An 18414-nucleotide genomic window follows, 5' to 3' on the forward strand; every position below is an offset into this window, starting at 1 on the left:
ATGTTTGCGGTATACCCGGAGTCGGTTAGGCGACTCTCTGATTGCGGCTAACGGCTTTTCCCGCTACCTTAACCACATCCTGTTGACCCTCAACGGCGGAGTTTCGCCACTTTGAAATATCTTGTCTCCTTTCGCACAACGCTGAAAGTTTCACGTTACCTGTTTCGGGCTCTGGCGCTGCTGCTTTGGCTGCTTATCGCGCTGATTTCCGTTTTCTATATCGTGAATGCCCTGCATCAAAAAGAGTCTGAAATCCGTCAGGAATTCAACCTCAACTCCGATCAGGCTCAGCGATACTTCCAGCGAACCTCCGATGTGATTAAGGAGCTCAAGTACATTGCCGAAAACCGGTTGACGGCGGTAAATGGCGTGCTGCCCGGCGGGCTGGCAAAAGATAGCGCTGAAATTCCTGATTTTGAGCCGCTGTTCTCCGATTCTGACTGTGGCACGCTCGATACCACCTGGCGCGGCCCGCTGGAGTCGCTGGCCTGGTTCTTGCGCTACTGGCGGGAAAATTTCTCGGCCACGTACGATCTTAATCGCGTCTTTTTAATCGGTAGCGAGAATCTCTGTATGGCCAATTTTGGCCTGCGTGAAATGCCGGTTGATCGCAGTGAAGCCCTGAAGGCGCTGCACGAACGTATTATTGCCTATCGTAATGCCCCGCAGGATGACCGCGGGGGCAATCTGTTCTGGGTTGGGCAGGGGCCGCGACATAGCGTGGGGTATTTCTATGCGCTGACGCCGGTTTACCAGGCAAACCGCTTGCAGGCGCTGCTTGGCGTTGAGCAGACCATGCGGGCGGAAAACTTCTTTACCCCAGGCAGTATGCCGATGGGGGTATCCATTCTCGATGATAACGGCAATACGCTGATTTCCTTGGCGGGGCCGGACACCAAAATGCGTATCAGCCCACGGGGCTTACAGGAACGGCTGTGGTTTGGCTACACCTCAGGCTATCGCGAACTGGTGCTGAAAAAAACGCTGTTGCCTTCTTCACTTAGTATTGTCTATTCGGTGCCGCTGGATGTGGTGCTGGAGCGCATTCGCATTCTGGTGCTGAACGCGCTGTTGCTGAATCTGCTGACGGGTATTGCGTTGTTTACCATGGCGCGAATGTACGAGCGCCGCATCTTTTTACCTGCTGAATCTGACGCGCTGCGCCTGGAAGAGCACGAGCAGTTCAACCGTAAAATTGTCGCCTCTGCCCCGGTGGGGATCTGTATCCTGCGCACCCAGGATGGCACCAATATCCTGAGTAACGAACTGGCGCACAACTATCTCAATATGTTGACGCACGAGGACCGTCAGCGTCTGACGCAGATTATCTGCGGCCAACAGGTGAATTTCGTCGATGTGCTGACCAGCAACAATACCAACCTGCAAATCAGCTTCGTCCATTCGCGCTACCGCAACGAAAACGTGGCGATATGTGTGCTGGTAGACGTCAGCTCGCGCGTCAAAATGGAAGAGTCATTGCAGGAGATGGCGCAGGCCGCGGAGCAGGCGAGTCAGTCGAAGTCGATGTTCCTGGCAACGGTCAGCCACGAGCTGCGTACGCCGCTCTACGGGATTATCGGCAACCTCGATCTGTTGCAAACCAAAGAGTTGCCAAAGGGTGTTGACCGTCTGGTGACGGCGATGAATAATTCTTCCGGGCTGCTGTTGAAGATTATCAGCGACATTCTCGACTTCTCGAAAATTGAATCCGAGCAGCTGAAAATTGAACCGCGCGAATTCTCGCCAAAAGAGGTGATGAACCATATCACCGCTAACTACCTGCCGCTGGTGGTCAGAAAACAGCTTGGCATGTACTGCTTTATCGAGCCGGACGTGCCGATGAAGCTGTTGGGTGACCCGATGCGTTTGCAGCAGGTGATTTCCAACCTGCTGAGCAATGCCATCAAGTTTACCGATATCGGCTGTATCGTTTTACACCTGAAACGGGAAGGGTATTACCTGAGCATCAGCATTCGCGATACTGGCGTCGGTATTCCGGCGAAAGAGGTGGTGCGATTGTTTGACCCGTTCTTCCAGGTGGGAACCGGGGTGCAGCGCAACTTCCAGGGGACCGGTCTGGGGCTGGCTATCTGTGAGAAGCTGGTCAACATGATGGACGGCGATATTGCGGTGGATACCGAGCCGGGCATGGGCAGCCAGTTTACGCTGCGTATTCCGCTCTATGGTGAGCAGGATTCCACGCCGCTGGCGATTGACGGGCTGGCGAAAATTCGCTGCTGGCTGGCGGTGCGCAACGCTTCTCTCTCTGACTTTATTCATTCGTTGCTCAGCTGGCACGGCATTGACGTTCGTCTCTATGACGGCGAAACCCCAGAGCCGGACGATCTGCTTATCACCGATGATGAGCTGTCTCAGCCGTGGGCGGGCAGGGCCGCTGTGGTCTTCTGCCGCCGGCATATTGGTATTCCGCAGGAGTACGCGCCGGGGCAGTGGGTGCACAGCATTGTATCACCGCATGAATTAATGACGCTGCTGGGACGTATTTATCGCGTGAAGGTAGAGACGGGCGATGCCGCGGAGCTGCCAGCGCATGAACAACCGGCAGATAGCAACGACGATATGATGATCCTGGTGGTCGACGATCATCCTATCAACCGCCGATTGCTGGCCGATCAGCTAGGATCGTTGGGTTATCAGTGTAAAACCGCCAACGACGGTGTCGATGCGCTGAATGTGTTGAGTAAGAACCACATCGATATTGTGCTGAGTGATGTCAACATGCCAAATATGGACGGCTATCGTCTGACACAGCGTATTCGCCAACTGGGGTTGACGCTACCGGTCGTTGGCGTCACCGCCAATGCGCTGGCCGAAGAGAAGCAGCGCTGTCTGGAGTCTGGGATGGACAGCTGCCTGTCAAAACCGGTCACCCTGGATGTGCTCAAGCAGACATTAACGGTGTATGCCGCACGCGTCCGTAAAGCACGGGAATAAGGTATTTATGGGTAGCGCCGATGGCGCTGCGCACATCGGGCCTACGTAAAGCAGGCCCGATGTGCAACAGGTTTAGTCTTTGTCTGACGGCGAAAGCGTCACGGAGGAGAGGTAGTTCAGCAGCGCGATGTCGTTTTCCACGCCGAGCTTCATCATGGCCGACTTCTTCTGGCTACTGATGGTTTTGATGCTGCGGTTCAGTTTCTTCGCGATTTCGGTCACCAGGAAACCCTCAGCAAAGAGACGCAGAACTTCGCTCTCTTTTGGTGACAGGCGCTTGTCGCCATAACCACCCGCGCTGATTTTCTCCAGCAGGCGAGAAACGCTCTCTGGGGTAAACTTCTTGCCTTTTTGCAGCGCAGCCAGCGCTTTTGGCAGGTCCGTTGGTGCCCCTTGTTTCAGCACAATCCCTTCAATATCCAGATCCAACACCGCGCTCAGAATCGCCGGGTTGTTGTTCATGGTCAGCACGATGATGGACAAACCTGGGAAGTGGCGTTTGATGTACTTAATCAGCGTAATACCGTCACCGTACTTATCTCCAGGCATGGAGAGGTCAGTAATCAGGACGTGGGCATCAAGCTTCGGTAAGTTGTTAATTAGCGCAGTGGAGTCTTCAAATTCGCCAACAACATTAACCCATTCAATTTGCTCCAGAGACTTACGAATCCCGAACAGCACAATCGGATGGTCATCGGCAATAATTACGTTCATATTGTTCATGTAAAGGCTACCTTGCTACAGCAAGCTCTTGACGTAGGCGTCAATGTCGCTGATGTATTTTTCTATGCCTGAAGCATCTTTTTCACGAATCAGATGTTCAAGCGATTCACATAACTGCTTGCCAGGTACCAGATTTAGCATGGCAAACACACCCTTAAGGCGGTGAGCTGTCTGTGCCAGAGCAGCAAAATCCTTTGCCGCAGACTCAGTATACAGCCTGCTAACATCTTCCGGTACCGTATCCACAAACAGAGCATAATAGCCACTGGCCTGAAGCTCGGCACTTTCATCTCCGCCCAGCGGCGATTCCGTCACTTCTTCCTGCGCCAGTTGCTCTTCAATAAGCTGGAGTACGGCATCCTGCATGGCGTTGCTCATGTTAAAGTTCACACGCAGCTGACTCGGGCCAATTTTGCGTATCCCAGCCTCATCATCGCTTAAAAGCAAGCCCGAAGCAGTAAGATTAGACGGATTATCTGTTAAAAATAGATCATATTCTTGACTTGTAGCTCGCTCATCCGGGCTGATGCAGGTCGCGCCCCAGCTTTCGAGCTGTCGGGTGACAATGTTGCGAATTTCGTTTGAAGTGATGTCGACCATCACCACAACATCATCCAGCAGCTGTTCCTCTGACTCCATATCCTCTTCGCGCACCGGCATTTTGACGTGCAGGGTGTAGCGGGTTCCCAGCGACTCTCGCGCCTTAATATTGAGATGACCTCCGAGCTTACGGGCCAGCTGATCGCAAAGCCAGAAGGTGAGGGCGTTAGCTTTGCCATAACGATCGGACTGGGTGTCGTTTAGGTAGGGGAAGTGCAGGTTGTCGACTTCACCGTGCGACACACCGTTGCCCGTATCAAGAATACGGAAGGTTAAGCGCTCTTCGGCTGATTCATCGGCATTCACCTCAAGCGTGATTTTACCTATCTGGGTGGTGGTTACGGCATACTGAATCAGCAGTAGCAGAATACGGCGCAGCGCGTCGCGGTCGCCGTGTCGCTGCTCTTTGGCTGGAAGCTGGTTGTTAATCAGTAGCTGTAGCCCTTTGCGCTTAATGGACGGCAGAACCTCGGGCACGACTTCATCAATCAGTTCCTGGAGAGAGAACTGTGTAGAAGATCCTTTCCAGCTGTCATTTTCCAGTATGTTAGCGAGCTGAATTTCATCCACCAGGCGTACCAGCAGATCGGCATGGTTCGCCAGTTTCTGGCTGTCTGGGGTATCGATAGCGCTGGCTTCGGCCGCCAGAGCCTTAATCGGCTGTTTCAGCGTATCGCTGATATTCTGCATAAATGCCGTACGGCCTTGCTGGTTCTTCTCATACAGACGCTGGGCCTGTTTGAGCTTCTTATTTACCAGAATTTCCCGGTCCTGATCGCGAATAATAAAGATCTGCGTGCGTGGGGAGACCTGGCTGCGGAACTGACGAATCTCATACAGCTCATTATTAATGGTGGCCTGAATCACGCCCTGATGCTGATCCGCCATGCTGGTAATGTTCTGCAAATTGAGATGCGGCAGCAGATGATCGGCAATTTTGTTGCTGATCACCGTCCGGTTCGATTCCTGGTCATGCACCAGCAGCCCCAGCGGCAGCAAAGAGACAATTTCTTCATTTATTGCACGTAGCACGCGTAGCTCATTATTGGTTCCGGTAGACGGCGTACTGGTGTTGCCGCCGCGGGTGGGTAAATTGCGGAACGTGGAGTAGCCAAACAGCGCCAGCGCCAGCAGGCCAATGTTCAGCAGCAGCGGCAGCATGATGTTCTGGAAGGTATCGAGCAGCAGTGTACCAAACGGGACTTGCCACACCAGACGCATGCCGGTGCCATTCAACGCCGACGTTATTTCAATACGTGAGCTATTAAAATTGATGGAGACGCTATCGCTTGGATCTTTATCCTGGGCGCGCTGTGCGTTCTGGACCGGATCGGGCTCCATGCGGAAACTGTCCAGTGACATGGTTGGCGGCACCAGATCGTTTATCGGTAAATCAAATGCAACGACGGTCGCCAGATGACCTGGCTGGTTGAACGTGGTGCGCAGGGTAAAGTAGCGGCCATTCTGCCAGGCCAGGCGGCGCTAGGATGAGAAGGTTTCACGCTCATCCAGCGTATTGGCCTGTTGCAGCATTTCGGCGCGGCGTGAATCAACAATGTTTCCTACCGTCGATTCTTTAAAACCGGAAGAGAGATCTTTGAGCGGCAGGGTTGAGATAAGGATCAGACTATTGTCCTGGCCATTGAGATAGTACATCGACCAGGGCACGTTCTCCGCGCCCCACAGCGTATCGAGATAGGTCGACATACGCTGGGTAATGTCGAGCGTCGCGCTGTCGTGTGAGCCGAAGATCAGCGCTTCCGTTTTACGACGCGGCTTTTCGAGATAGTAGACATCTTGCTTTAAGCGAGTTTCCTGCAGGCCGTCTACGGGGGTGGCATTGGTGCCCGCCGCCGCAATATTGTCGTAGATCTGCCAGGTGGTGTAGCGCCAGGTATCAATACGCTTATGTACGGCATGCGTCATGTCGACAATCTGGTAGCTTTTATCTTTAAGCCACGCGTTAACCGCGCTTTGAATCATCACGCCCATCGTAACCAACAGAACGATGATCATAAGAAGGAAGAAACGCGTAATGCTCCCGGGAAGCAGGGAGAATTTCGTCGGGCTCGTCTTGTCGGACTGACTCATTGGCGTGTGTAACCCATCATAACGGCATCTGAATGAGGATATGCTCAAGCCAGTAGCGGCATTGAGATGTGAAAACCCTGTTTTTGCACTGTTGGCAGTATATACAAAAAAACCTTCAGGTTGCATCAATGCGGCGAATTCTGCGTAAGCATTGCGGTGGTAACAGTAACAAGAAGGGGGCGCTCTGCAGCGGAACGATGGGGAAATATTATGTTGCGTAATAACTGTACAATGTAACACTTATTGTACAGTTATTTACGAATAATGACTAAAAAATAGCACTAAATAACAAGACATTATTAATAAACAAGTTTTCAGGCGAAGGGAATTGTATGCAATGTGATTAATTAATAGTCGTTATAATTTGTGTGAGGTAGCACATTTCTGTTCAGTTTGCGTAAAGAAAGGTAAAAAAAACCGGATGCGAAGCATCCGGTTGAAATTGGGGTAAACAGACATTCAGAACTGAATGACGGTAATAAATAAAGTTAATGATGATAGCGATGACTATTTTAGTTGTAGGTGAAGGTTTTGTTTTACCATTCAGTGCTATACCCTTCTTGTTTTTTAAATCATTGATTTAGTGAATTTATTTTTCTTATCTTTGATTATTAGTGCTATTTTTCCAGGCTTTTTGTGCTTATAAAAGTTCCCTTGAATTTACATTTTGAAACATCTATGTAGATAAATGAAACATTTCATGGGTTTTCGTATCATATTCTTATTGGATTATTCTAATTTTTACAGCACAATGGGTCTGCCGACTGATTAATGAGGGTTAATCAGTAAGCAGTGGCATATATAAAGGCATATATATAACAACAGAGGGTTATTAACATGAAAGTTAAAGTACTGTCCCTCCTGGTACCAGCACTGCTGGTAGCGGGCGCAGCAAATGCGGCTGAAATTTATAACAAAGACGGCAACAAATTAGATCTGTACGGTAAAGTTGATGGTCTGCACTATTTCTCTAGTGACAACGGCAACGATGGCGACCAATCCTACGTTCGTCTGGGCTTCAAAGGTGAAACTCAGGTTAATGACCAGCTGACCGGTTACGGCCAGTGGGAATACAACGTTCAGGCGAACAACACTGAAGGTTCTTCCGATCAGGCCTGGACTCGTGTTGGCTTCGCGGGTCTGCGTTTTGCAGATGCAGGTTCTTTCGACTACGGTCGTAACTACGGCGTTGTTTACGACGTAACTTCCTGGACTGACGTTCTGCCGGAATTCGGCGGCGACACCTACGGTTCTGACAACTTCCTGCAATCCCGTGCTAACGGCGTTGCAACCTACCGTAACACCGACTTCTTCGGTCTGGTTGATGGTCTGAACTTTGCTCTGCAGTATCAGGGTAAAAACGGCAGCGTATCCGGTGAAGGCGCGACCGCTAACGGTCGTCAGCCTCTGAAACAGAACGGTGAAGGCTTCGGCGGCTCCCTGACCTATGATCTGGGCGCAGGCTTCAGCGTTGGTGGTGCAATTTCTTCCTCCAAACGTACCTCCGATCAGAACAACAACGTCTACATCGTACGTGATGACAACGGCGTTGCAACTGGCGACACCAGCAAAATCTACGGCAGCGGTGACCGTGCTGAGACCTACTCTGCTGGCCTGAAATACGACGCTAACAACATTTACCTGGCAACTCAGTACACCCAGACCTACAACGCAACTCGTTTCGGCGGTTCTCCGAACGCTGACGTTTACGGTTTTGCTGACAAAGCGCAGAACTTTGAAGTGGTTGCACAGTACCAGTTCGACTTCGGTCTGCGTCCATCCATCGCTTACCTGCAGTCTAAAGGTAAGGACATCAGCAACGGTGGCGTAGGCAAGAACTACGGCGACCAGGATCTGCTGAAATACATCGACCTGGGTGCGACTTACTACTTCAACAAAAACATGTCTACCTACGTTGATTACAAAATCAACCTGCTGGACAAAAACGACTTCACTCAGGCAGCCGGTATCTCTACCGACAACATCGTTGCTCTGGGTATGGTTTACCAGTTCTAATTCGGTTAACACCGGAACAAAAGGGGCCTTTGGCCCCTTTTTTAATGCCTGATTTTCGTGAATTAGTGTACTCTTGCGCCGATTGCAGGAGGGTAATAACGGATGGATATGACAATTTTACGCACGATGCTGCTTGGCATCGTTATTTTGCTGGCAGGCTGTGACAATACCAGCACACCAGCAACCCCGAAGGCACAGGTGACCGTGCTTGATGGTAAAACCATGGGCACGTTCTGGCGTGTGAGCGTGGTAGGCGTCGATCAAAACAGAGTGGAAGAGCTGCGTCAGAAGGTGCAAACCCTGCTCGATGGTGACGATCAGCTACTGTCGACCTGGAAGAGCGACTCGGCGTTGATGCGCTTTAATCAGTCGCAAAGCATGACGCCGTGGCCGGTGAGCGAAGGCATGGCCGATATCGTCACCGAATCTTTGCGTATTGGGCAGAAAACCCAGGGCGCGATGGATATTACCGTGGGGCCGCTGGTGAATCTGTGGGGCTTTGGTCCGGATAAACAGCCGGTGAAAACCCCGACCCAAGCGCAGATTAATGCCGCGAAGGCTCGTACCGGCCTGGAAAAGCTGACGGTTATCAACCGCGCGGGCCAACAGTATCTGCAAAAATCGATTCCCGATCTTTACGTTGATCTATCAACCGTCGGCGAAGGATACGCGGCCGATCATCTGGCACGATTGATGGTTGAAGAAGGGATCTCCCGCTACCTGGTTTCGGTTGGCGGAGCCCTGGTCAGCCGCGGAATGAATGGTGAAGGCCAACCGTGGCGCGTGGCGATTCAAAAACCGACTGACCGGGAAAATGCGGTGCAGGCCATCGTGGACATCAACGGTCACGGTATCAGTACTTCTGGCAGCTACCGTAATTACTACGAGCTCGACGGAAAACGGATCTCGCACGTTATTGATCCCCAAACCGGGCGACCGATTACCCATAATCTGGTCTCGGTCACCGTGATTGCGCCAACCGCGCTGGAAGCCGACGGCTGGGATACCGGTTTGATGGTGCTGGGCACGGAAAAAGCACAGCAGGTCGTCCGTGAGCAGGGACTGGCGGTATACATGATAATGAAAGAGGGCGATGGCTTCACTACCTGGATGTCGCCGCAGTTCAGCGCCTTTCTGGTGAGCGGGAAAAATTAAAAAGCAAGATTGCGGGTTTTTTAATTCCTCCTTTTGGTCACAGTGGCGGTTACACTAAAAGGAGGAGCCCGTTATGACATCTTATACTCTACATACCGATGATGACCGCTGGCTGGCGGTGACAAATCGCGATGCAAAGGCCGATGGTCAGTTTGTTTTTGCCGTGCAGACCACCGGTATTTTCTGCCGCCCATCCTGTCGTGCCCGCCATGCGCTACGCCAGAATGTGCGCTTCTATCCTGATGCCGAAACCGCGCAGACCGCCGGGTATCGCCCCTGTAAGCGCTGCCAGCCAGGCAACCTTTCGCCTGAACAGCAGAAAATCGATAAAGTCGCAAAGGCCTGCCGCCTGCTTGAACAAGATACTCCCGTTACGCTGGAGGCACTGGCTGAAGCGGTGGCAGTCAGTCCTTATCATTTTCATCGTCTGTTTAAATCCGTCACCGGCGTTACGCCAAAAGTCTGGCAACAGGCGTGGCGCGCGCGTCGCCTTCGTGGTGCATTAAGCGAGGGCGAATCCGTCACTCAGGCCGTTCTAGGGGCCGGATTTCCCACCAGCAGCAGCTACTATCGACAGGCCGATGAGGTTCTGGGAATGACGGCACGCGCCTACCGTCAGGGCGGAAAATCTACCCGTATTGACTACGCGGTTGGTCACTGTGAGCTCGGCCACTGTCTGGTCGCGCTGAGCGAGAGGGGGATCTGCGCGGTGTTGCTGGGGGATAGTCATGAGGCGCTCATGGCCGAGCTACAGCAAAGCTTCCCGTCCGCTCATTGTATGCCTGCGGCCCCTGAGTTCACTGAGCAAATCCAGTCCGTTATTGCGAGTCTGAATCATCGCGCCACGCCGCTCACGCTGCCGCTGGATATTCGCGGCACGGCCTTCCAGCAGCAGGTCTGGCAGGCGCTGCGTGAAATACCAACCGGTGAAACCCGCAGCTATCAGCAAATAGCCGATGGCATCGGCAACCCGAAAGCGGTGCGGGCAGTTGCCGGCGCGTGTGCGGCAAATCGGCTGGCGATTTTGATACCGTGTCACCGCGTGGTGCGGGGTGACGGTAGCTTGTCCGGTTATCGCTGGGGCGTGGCGCGTAAGGCTGCGCTACTAGCGCGTGAAAAAGAACAGGAGCGCTGATGCTGGATCTGTTTGCTGATGAAGCGCCATGGTCAGAGCCGCTTGCGCCAGGCGCCGTTGTCCTGCGCCGTCTGGCGCGCGATAGCAGCGATGCGTTGCTGGCCGCGGTTGCGCAGGTCGCCACCGTCTCGCCGTTTCGCCATATGGTGACGCCGGGAGGTTATACCATGTCCGTGGCGATGACCAACTGTGGGCCGCTTGGCTGGAGTACAGATAGCCGAGGCTACTGCTATTCGGCTATCGATCCGCTGACCGGGCACCCCTGGCCGGCCATTCCGGCGGTATTCCTGACGCTAGCGAAGACGGCGGCAAGCCAGGCCGGATACCCGGAATTTAGCCCCGATGCCTGTCTTATCAATCGCTATCAGCCGGGCGCAAAGCTGTCGCTGCATCAGGACAAAGACGAAGCGCAGCTGGATGCCCCGATTGTTTCCGTCTCGCTGGGATTACCGGCTACTTTCCAGTTCGGTGGGCTAAACCGCAGCGATCCCCTACAGCGCGTCTGGCTGGAACATGGTGACGTGGTGGTGTGGGGCGGAGAGTCCCGGCTGTTTTATCACGCCATTTTACCGCTTAAAGCAGGCAGCCATCCGCAGGTAGGCGCCTGGCGCTATAACCTCACTTTCCGTCGTGCCGCACAATGACGAATAAAAATAAGAATTATTCTTGATGTCGTTGCTCAGCAGTTTACACTGCTGGCTGTTTTTCTTGCCCTGGTTGCTGTTATGGAACTTCTTTTACTCGTCTGGCGTCAGTACCGCTGGCCCTTCATTGGCGTTATCGCCCTGAGCCTGCTGAGCGCGGCGCTCGGTATTGGACTTATCGCCTTTATTAACGTGCGTCTGATTGAAATGGTCGACACCACCGTGGCGGTGCTGCCGGAATTTCTCGGACTGTTGCTGCTGCTGATGGCCGTTACGCTGGGCTCTCAGCTGGCGCTGACCACGCTGGGGCACCACTTTGTCTATCGCCTGCGCCGTGAATTCATCAAACGTATTCTCGACACCCAGGTAGAACGCGTGGAGAAACTTGGCAGCGCATCGCTGCTGGCGGGCCTGACCAGTGACATTCGCGCCATCACCATTGCCTTTGTGCGCCTGCCTGAGTTGGTTCAGGGCATTATTCTGACCGTGGGTTCCGCCGCCTATCTGGCGATGCTGTCGACCAAAATGCTGCTCATTACCGCGCTGTGGATGGCGTTGACCATCTGGGGTGGCTTTATGCTGGTGGCGCGCGTGTACAAACATATGGCGACGCTGCGTGAAACCGAAGATAGCCTCTATAACGACTACCAGACGGTGCTGGAAGGCCGTAAAGAGCTGACGCTTAACCGCGAGCGCGCGCAGTACGTCTTTGAACAGCAGTTCACGCCGGACGCCAAAGCCTACCGTCACCATATTATTCGTGCCGATACTTTCCACCTGAGCGCCGTGAACTGGTCAAATATCATGATGCTAGGCGCTATCGGCCTGGTGTTCTGGATGGCAAACGGCCTGGGCTGGGCCGACACCAACGTGGCGGCAACCTATTCACTGACGCTGCTGTTCCTGCGCACGCCGCTGCTGTCGGCGGTAGGGGCGCTGCCTACGCTTCTGAGCGCGCAGGTCGCCTTCAACAAGCTGAATAAATTCTCGCTGGCGCCGTTCCGCGAGCCGTTCCCGCAGCCAACGGCGCATCCCAACTGGCAGACGCTGGAATTGCGTGACGTGACCTTCCACTATGAAGACAACACCTTCGCGGTCGGCCCATTAAACCTGACGTTGAAACGAGGTGAAATGGTCTTCCTGATTGGCGGTAACGGCAGCGGTAAATCGACGCTGGCGATGCTGTTGACCGGCCTGTATCAGCCGATTTCCGGGCAGATTTTGCTGGATGGCCAGCCGCTGGCAGCGGATAAACCGGAAGACTATCGCAAGCTGTTCTCTGCGGTGTTTACCGATGTCTGGCTGTTCGAACACCTGCTGGGACCGGAAGGCAAACAGGCGAAGCCGGAACTGGTAGAGAAGTGGCTTGCGCAGCTGCAAATGAGCCACAAGGTGAAACTTGAAGATGGCCGCATCCTCGACCTGAAGCTGTCAAAAGGGCAGAAAAAACGCGTGGCGCTGTTGCTGGCGTTAGCGGAAGAGCGCGACATCATCATGCTCGATGAGTGGGCGGCCGATCAGGACCCTCATTTCCGCCGCGAGTTTTACCAGGTGCTGCTGCCGCTGATGCAGCAAATGGGTAAAACGATTTTTGCCATTAGCCACGATGATCATTACTTCACCCATGCGGATCGCCTGCTGGAGATGCGTAACGGCCAATTAAGTGAATTAGTTGGGGAAGAACGCGAACGGGCTTCCCGCGACGCGGTGGCGCGTACAGCCTGATTTTTTAGCCGCTCTGTTGATTTTTTCAGCGTACGAGCGGCTCGTTTAACTATTTTTATATTTCTCCGCGCTATGCTTAATTCGTCTGACTATCCGGTTGGGCGAACTTTCCCGAATAAGGATTATTCATGTCTCTGTTGAAGAAGAACAGCGCCCGTCTGCGTGACGAAGAACGTCAGCGACTCATCTGGCTGCTGACAACCGATAAAGCGGTCACCTCTGCGCTGCTGGGCAAGCTGACGCTGGCCGAGCAGTACGATGAAGGCACGCTGGTGGACGACCTCGCGGAAGTGGGCGCGTTAGTCGCACACCTGCCGCCGCCGGATCTTGCCGATACCCTTGAGGCGCTGCCGTCAGAAGAACGTCACGCACTGTGGAATCTGGTCGAAGACACCCGCCGTGGGAAAGTGTTGCTCGAAGCATCGGAGAACGTCTGGGATGACCTCATTGAAGATATGAGCGACCGGGCGTTGCTCGATGCACTGCAAACGCTGGACATCGACGAACAGATTTACATGGTGCAGCATCTGCCGCGTGACCTGACCGGTCGCCTGCTGGCCTCCATGGACCCTGCTGAGCGCGCGCGCGTACGCCAGGTGATGAACTATTCCCACGAACAGGTGGGGTCCATCATGGAGTTCGAGGTGATTACCATTCGCCCGGACGTCACGCTGGCATCGGTACAACGCTTCTTACGCCGATTGGGCAAGATGCCTGAGAACACCGATAAACTCTTTGTGGTGCAGCGCGACCAGACCCTGATTGGTGAACTGGAGCTTAAAACCATTTTGCTCAACCCGGCAGAGCGCTACGTGCATGAAGTGATGGAGTCCGATCCTGTCGCCTTCCATCCGGAGGAAAAGTCGGAAAGCGTAGCGCGTACCTTTGAACGTGACGACCTTATCAGCGCCGCGGTTATTGACGCCGACGGCAAGCTGATGGGGCGTTTGACCATCGATGAAATCGTGGATGTGGTCTACGAAGAGACCGACAGTGATTTACGCCGCATGGGCGGCCTGAGCAGCGAAGAAGACGTGTTTGCGCCAGTGACCAAAGCGGTTAAAACGCGCTGGGCGTGGCTGGCTATCAACCTCTGTACCGCGTTTATTGCCTCACGCGTCATTGATGGTTTTGAACACACCATCTCTCAACTGGTGGCGCTGGCCTCGCTGATGCCGATTGTGGCGGGTATTGGCGGCAATACCGGCAACCAGACGATTACCATGATTGTGCGCGCGTTGGCGCTGCAGAAAATTCAGCCGGGTAACTTCTCGTTTTTAATTTTGCGTGAAATGGGCGTGGCGCTGATTAACGGTATCGTCTGGGGCGGGATTATGGGCACGGTGACCTGGTTGCTTTATGACGACCCGCATCTGGGAGCCGTCATGACGCTGGCGATGATCCTGAACCTGCTGGTCGCTTCGGTGATGGGGGTGCTGATCCCGATGACGATGGTCAAACTGGGACATGACCCGGCGGTCGGATCCAGCGTAATGATCACCGCCATCACCGATACCGGCGGCTTCTTTATTTTTCTGGGGCTGGCGACCGTGTTTCTGCTTTAAGCTTTGCGCGGTGCTTCAGGCGGGCAGGCACAATGACCATCATGATAATGCCTGCCAGTACTCCAATCGCCAGATTACCGGTACTGACCGTCGCGCCGACGGTCACCAGCATCACCAGCGTTTCCGGCCAGGGCGTGCGTTTAAGCGTGCCTGGCTGCAGGCTTTTCCAGTTAAAGGTTTTGAAGGCGACAATTACCATTATGCCCGCCAACACCGACATCGGTATTTTCGCCATCACTTCGCTTAATGCGGTGACCAGGAGTAGCAATACCAGCGCCGCCGCGACCGTTGATATCCGGCTGCGTCCTTTTCCCATTTCCACGTTCACGATGGTTTGACCAATCATCGCGCATCCGGCAATACCGCCGTAACAGCCCGCCAGAATATTCGCGATGCCAAGCCCGGCACTTTCGCGCGTTTTATTGGACGGCGTGACGGTCAGATCGTCGACCAGTTTAGCGGTCAGCAGCGATTCCATCAGGCCGACAAAGGCAATACTCAGCGCGCACGGCCAGATAATCTGCAACGTCTCAAGATTCATGGGTACCAGCCACTGGGTGAAGCCCGGCAGCCCGCCGCTCATCGAACCTTCATCACCAACGGTGGGTAAAATCTGCCCGCTGGTGGCGGTGTAGAGCGTTAACAGCACCACGGCGATAAGCGGCGACGGAATACTTTTCATAACGCGAGGAAGCCATAGCACGATGAGAATGGTGGCGGCAAACAGCGCGACAATCAGCGGGCTACGACTCCAGAAATGCGGAACCTGAGCGAAGAAAATCAACATCCCCAGCGCGTTCACAAACCCGGTCATCACCGACTGCGGAATAAAGCGCATCAGTTTTGCCATGCCGCAAGCAGCAAACAAAATCTGAATGATACCTGCCATCACGACGGCGGGCAAAATGTAGGCAACGCCGTGCTGATGTACCATCGGCCCGATAACCAGCGCGACTGAGCCCGCGGCGGCGGTGACCATGGCCGGGCGGCCGCCGAGAAACGACATCGACAGGCACAACACCACGGAGGCGATCAAACTGACTTTTGGGTCAACGCCTGCAATAACGGAAAACGAGATAACCTCAGGGATCAGCGCCAGTGCGGTAATAATGCCAGCCAGTACCTCACGCGTTAACATCGAAGGTGATGTCAGGACGGAGAGTAGGGAGCCAGAAAGAGGAGAGGAAGAAGCGTTGGACATAGGGTATTCACAGGTTATCGATGGCGGGTTTTCTATAATCCCAGCTTCCGTGCGTACCATCACAAATGGGAGAATAATACCGCTTTACGTCACATTCTACTAGTACCAAATCTCATTTTCTGTACACATTTATTAAACATTTTAATAACAGATCTCAAAACTCAACTTAAATTTTAAACAATATTTAATTTTATCTTCCTGGGTGGTAACGTAACCGTACGGATGTTTTTACCTGCATGTAACAAATCGCAAGTCAAGTAAGGCCCCCTACGATGAAAAAAAAGATAGCTGTACCCAACTCACAGAAATCGGGTACCGAGACGGTTTCTGTGGCGACTAAGGCGAAGACTCGTGTGGTTCATGAGACAGATGTATTGCTGATCGGTGGCGGCATTATGAGCGCTACGCTGGGTACGTGGCTGCAGGAGCTGGAACCAGACTGGTCGATTACCATGGTTGAGCAAATGGAGAGCGTCGCCGAAGAGAGCTCAAACGGCTGGAACAACGCCGGTACCGGGCACTCGGCGCTGATGGAACTCAACTATACCCCGCAGAAAGCTGATGGCTCCGTCAGCATCGATAAAGCCATTGATATTAACGAAGCCTTCCAGATTTCCCGTCAGTTCTGGGCCCATCAGGTTACGCGCGGCGTACTGACACAGCCGAAAAGCTTTATTAACACCGTGCCGCACATGAGCTTTGTGTGGGGCGATGACAACGTCAATTTCCTGCGTGCTCGTTACCGTGCGCTGCAACAGAGCCCGCTGTTTAACGGCATGCGCTACTCTGAAGACCACGAACAGATTAAGGCGTGGGCGCCGCTGGTGATGGAAGGACGCGATCCGCAGCAGAAGATTGCTGCCACGCGCACCGAAGCGGGTACTGATGTGAACTATGGCGAGATTACTCGTCAGCTCATTCAGGGCCTCAAAAAGCGCGATCGTTTCTCGCTGCAGCTCAACACCGTGGTGCGCCGTTTTCGCCGCAACGCAGATAACAGCTGGAACGTCACCGTTTCGGATGCTAACGGCAGCCATGAAAAACGCACCATCAAAGCGAAGTTCATTTTCATCGGTGCAGGCGGCGCGGCGCTGAAGCTGCTTCAGCAAACCAAAATTCCTCAGGCTAGAGAGTACGCGGGCTTCCCGGTTGGCGGCCAGTTCCTGGTATGTGAAAACCCGGAAGTGGTTAACCATCACCTGGCGAAAGTTTACGGTCAGGCTTCCGTGGGCGCACCGCCGATGTCCGTTCCGCACATCGACACCCGTATTATCGACGGAAAACGCGTGGTGCTATTTGGACCGTTCGCCACCTTCTCTACGCGTTTCCTGAAAAACGGCTCGCTGTGGGATCTGCTGGCGTCCACCAACAAATCCAACATTCTGCCGATGCTGAACGTCGGGCTGGATAACTTTGATCTGGTGAAATACCTGGTAAGCCAGGTATTGCAGAAAGATAAAGACCGTCATGCGGCGCTGCGCACCTACTATCCGATGGCGAAAAAGCAGGACTGGCGTTTGTGGCAAGCCGGTCAGCGCGTGCAGATTATCAAACGTGATGCGCGTATTGGTGGGGTACTGCGTCTGGGCACTGAAGTGGTCAGCGATGACGAAGGTACCGTTGCCGCGCTGTTAGGGGCTTCCCCTGGTGCATCAACCGCTGCGCCTATCATGCTGGAGCTGATGGAAAAGGTATTTAAGGACAAAATGCAGACGGCTGAATGGCAGCAAAAAATTCGCGCCGTGGTACCGACCTATGGCTCAACGCTAACGGAAAACCCGCATCTGATTGAGAAAACGCTGGCGTATACCAGCGAAGTGCTGGGGCTGCGCCATGAAGCGACCCGCGAGCCGGATCCTACGCCAGCAGTTCAGGTGACGTCAAAACCGGTAGAAGCCAAAGAAATGGCGGATATTGCGCTCTAAAAAGAAAAAGTCCCGGCATGACCGGGACTTTACTATTGGTAGCCCGGGCAAGCGCATGCGAGCCCGGGTTTTTTATTAACGCGCGACGGCGCTTTGTACCGCTTCCTGCGCTTCCCAGATGCGGTATTTCACTTCTACGTTCTCTGGCGCGTAGATAACGATCGGCAGCTTGCTGTTGTAGCGCAGCATAGCGTCATCACCCAGTGACGCGGTGACAAATTTTTTGGTTTTCTTCTGGTCAGGGCAGGCCATCATGGTCGACACCGGGCCGGAGATTTTCTCTACCACGTAGTAATCGTAGCCCCAGCCTTCCAGCGTTTTGCTCTCCAGTTCACCACCCAGGCGATGGTGGTTGCAATCAACCTCCAGCGTTTTGCCAATCAATAACTCTACCTTATAGGCAGACTCATCCTTCTGTTCCGGCAACTGAATGACCTGACGCGTCATACCTTTCTCCGCTTTTGGGAAAGGCGCAACCTTTTCCAGCGGCTGTTCTGCGGCCCAGGCGAAGCTGGAAGTGCAGGCGATGGCAAGTAACGATGCGGCAAGTTTATGTGTGTTTTTCACTGTTCATCCTTTTTATCAGTTTGCAACGAGAGGAGAATATCATTCCTGACATCAATGGTAATGGTATTTTACTGAATTTTGCATTAGGACTAGTTCTAAATGTTGCAGCGTT

The 18414-nt window shown here is 53.6% G+C and carries 11 protein-coding genes and 1 pseudogene; 8 read left to right on the plus strand and 4 right to left on the minus strand.

Translation table 11 applies throughout. The features are described 5' to 3' along the window. Positions 1-111 precede the first annotated feature (111 nt). Positions 112-2955, plus strand: a complete 2844-nt coding sequence (rcsC, locus tag MY052_RS07775) for a two-component system sensor histidine kinase RcsC (RefSeq protein ID WP_202217553.1) — start codon at positions 112-114, stop codon at positions 2953-2955. A gap of 72 nt (positions 2956-3027) precedes the next feature. On the opposite strand, the gene rcsB is transcribed toward rcsC, so the two are convergent. Continuing rightward, positions 3028-3678, minus strand: a complete 651-nt coding sequence (rcsB, locus tag MY052_RS07780; protein ID WP_035892628.1) for a response regulator transcription factor RcsB — start codon at positions 3676-3678, stop codon at positions 3028-3030. A gap of 15 nt (positions 3679-3693) precedes the next feature. Beyond that, positions 3694-6369, minus strand: a pseudogene (gene rcsD / locus MY052_RS07785) (phosphotransferase RcsD). Positions 6370-7206: 837 nt separating this feature from the next. Between rcsD and MY052_RS07790 the strand changes: the two are divergent. The 6 genes from MY052_RS07790 (at position 7207) to mgtE (ending at position 14609) form a co-directional block, all read left to right on the plus strand. After that, on the plus strand, positions 7207-8385 hold the full coding sequence (locus MY052_RS07790; RefSeq protein ID WP_248538495.1) for a porin OmpC: 1179 nt from the start codon (positions 7207-7209) through the stop codon (positions 8383-8385). A gap of 102 nt (positions 8386-8487) precedes the next feature. Next, on the plus strand, positions 8488-9540 hold the full coding sequence (gene apbE, locus MY052_RS07795; protein WP_248538496.1) for an FAD:protein FMN transferase ApbE: 1053 nt from the start codon (positions 8488-8490) through the stop codon (positions 9538-9540). A 73-nt stretch (positions 9541-9613) separates the two neighbouring features. Further along, positions 9614-10675, plus strand: a complete 1062-nt coding sequence (ada, locus tag MY052_RS07800; protein WP_248538497.1) for a bifunctional DNA-binding transcriptional regulator/O6-methylguanine-DNA methyltransferase Ada — start codon at positions 9614-9616, stop codon at positions 10673-10675. After that, the gene (alkB, locus tag MY052_RS07805; RefSeq protein WP_248538498.1) at positions 10675-11319 is read left to right on the plus strand and encodes a DNA oxidative demethylase AlkB; all 645 of its coding nucleotides are present in this window, start codon (positions 10675-10677) and stop codon (positions 11317-11319) included. The genes ada and alkB overlap by 1 nt, the downstream gene beginning before the upstream one ends. Positions 11320-11400: 81 nt before the next feature. Then, a complete protein-coding gene (locus MY052_RS07810; RefSeq protein ID WP_202217559.1) occupies positions 11401-13044 on the plus strand; it encodes a multidrug ABC transporter permease/ATP-binding protein in 1644 nt (547 codons plus the stop codon). A 128-nt stretch (positions 13045-13172) separates the two neighbouring features. Beyond that, positions 13173-14609 (plus strand): magnesium transporter, encoded by a 1437-nt coding sequence (mgtE, locus tag MY052_RS07815; protein WP_035892638.1) that lies wholly within the window; start codon positions 13173-13175, stop codon positions 14607-14609. Here mgtE and MY052_RS07820 read toward each other — a convergent pair. After that, a complete protein-coding gene (locus MY052_RS07820) occupies positions 14572-15810 on the minus strand; it encodes a SulP family inorganic anion transporter (RefSeq protein WP_248538499.1) in 1239 nt (412 codons plus the stop codon). The genes mgtE and MY052_RS07820 overlap by 38 nt on opposite strands. Before the next feature lie 272 nt (positions 15811-16082). Between MY052_RS07820 and mqo the strand changes: the two genes are divergently transcribed. Continuing rightward, positions 16083-17735, plus strand: coding sequence for a malate dehydrogenase (quinone) (gene mqo, locus MY052_RS07825; RefSeq protein ID WP_248538500.1), 1653 nt, complete (start codon positions 16083-16085; stop codon positions 17733-17735). A 75-nt stretch (positions 17736-17810) separates the two neighbouring features. Here the strand turns inward: mqo and eco are convergent, their stop codons facing one another. Further along, positions 17811-18302 carry a serine protease inhibitor ecotin gene (gene eco / locus MY052_RS07830; RefSeq protein WP_248538501.1) on the minus strand — a complete coding sequence of 164 codons (492 nt, stop codon included), beginning with the start codon at positions 18300-18302 and terminating at the stop codon, positions 17811-17813. Positions 18303-18414 lie beyond the last annotated feature (112 nt).

Source organism: Kluyvera ascorbata, assembly GCF_023195735.1.
Lineage (GTDB): Bacteria > Pseudomonadota > Gammaproteobacteria > Enterobacterales > Enterobacteriaceae > Kluyvera > Kluyvera ascorbata.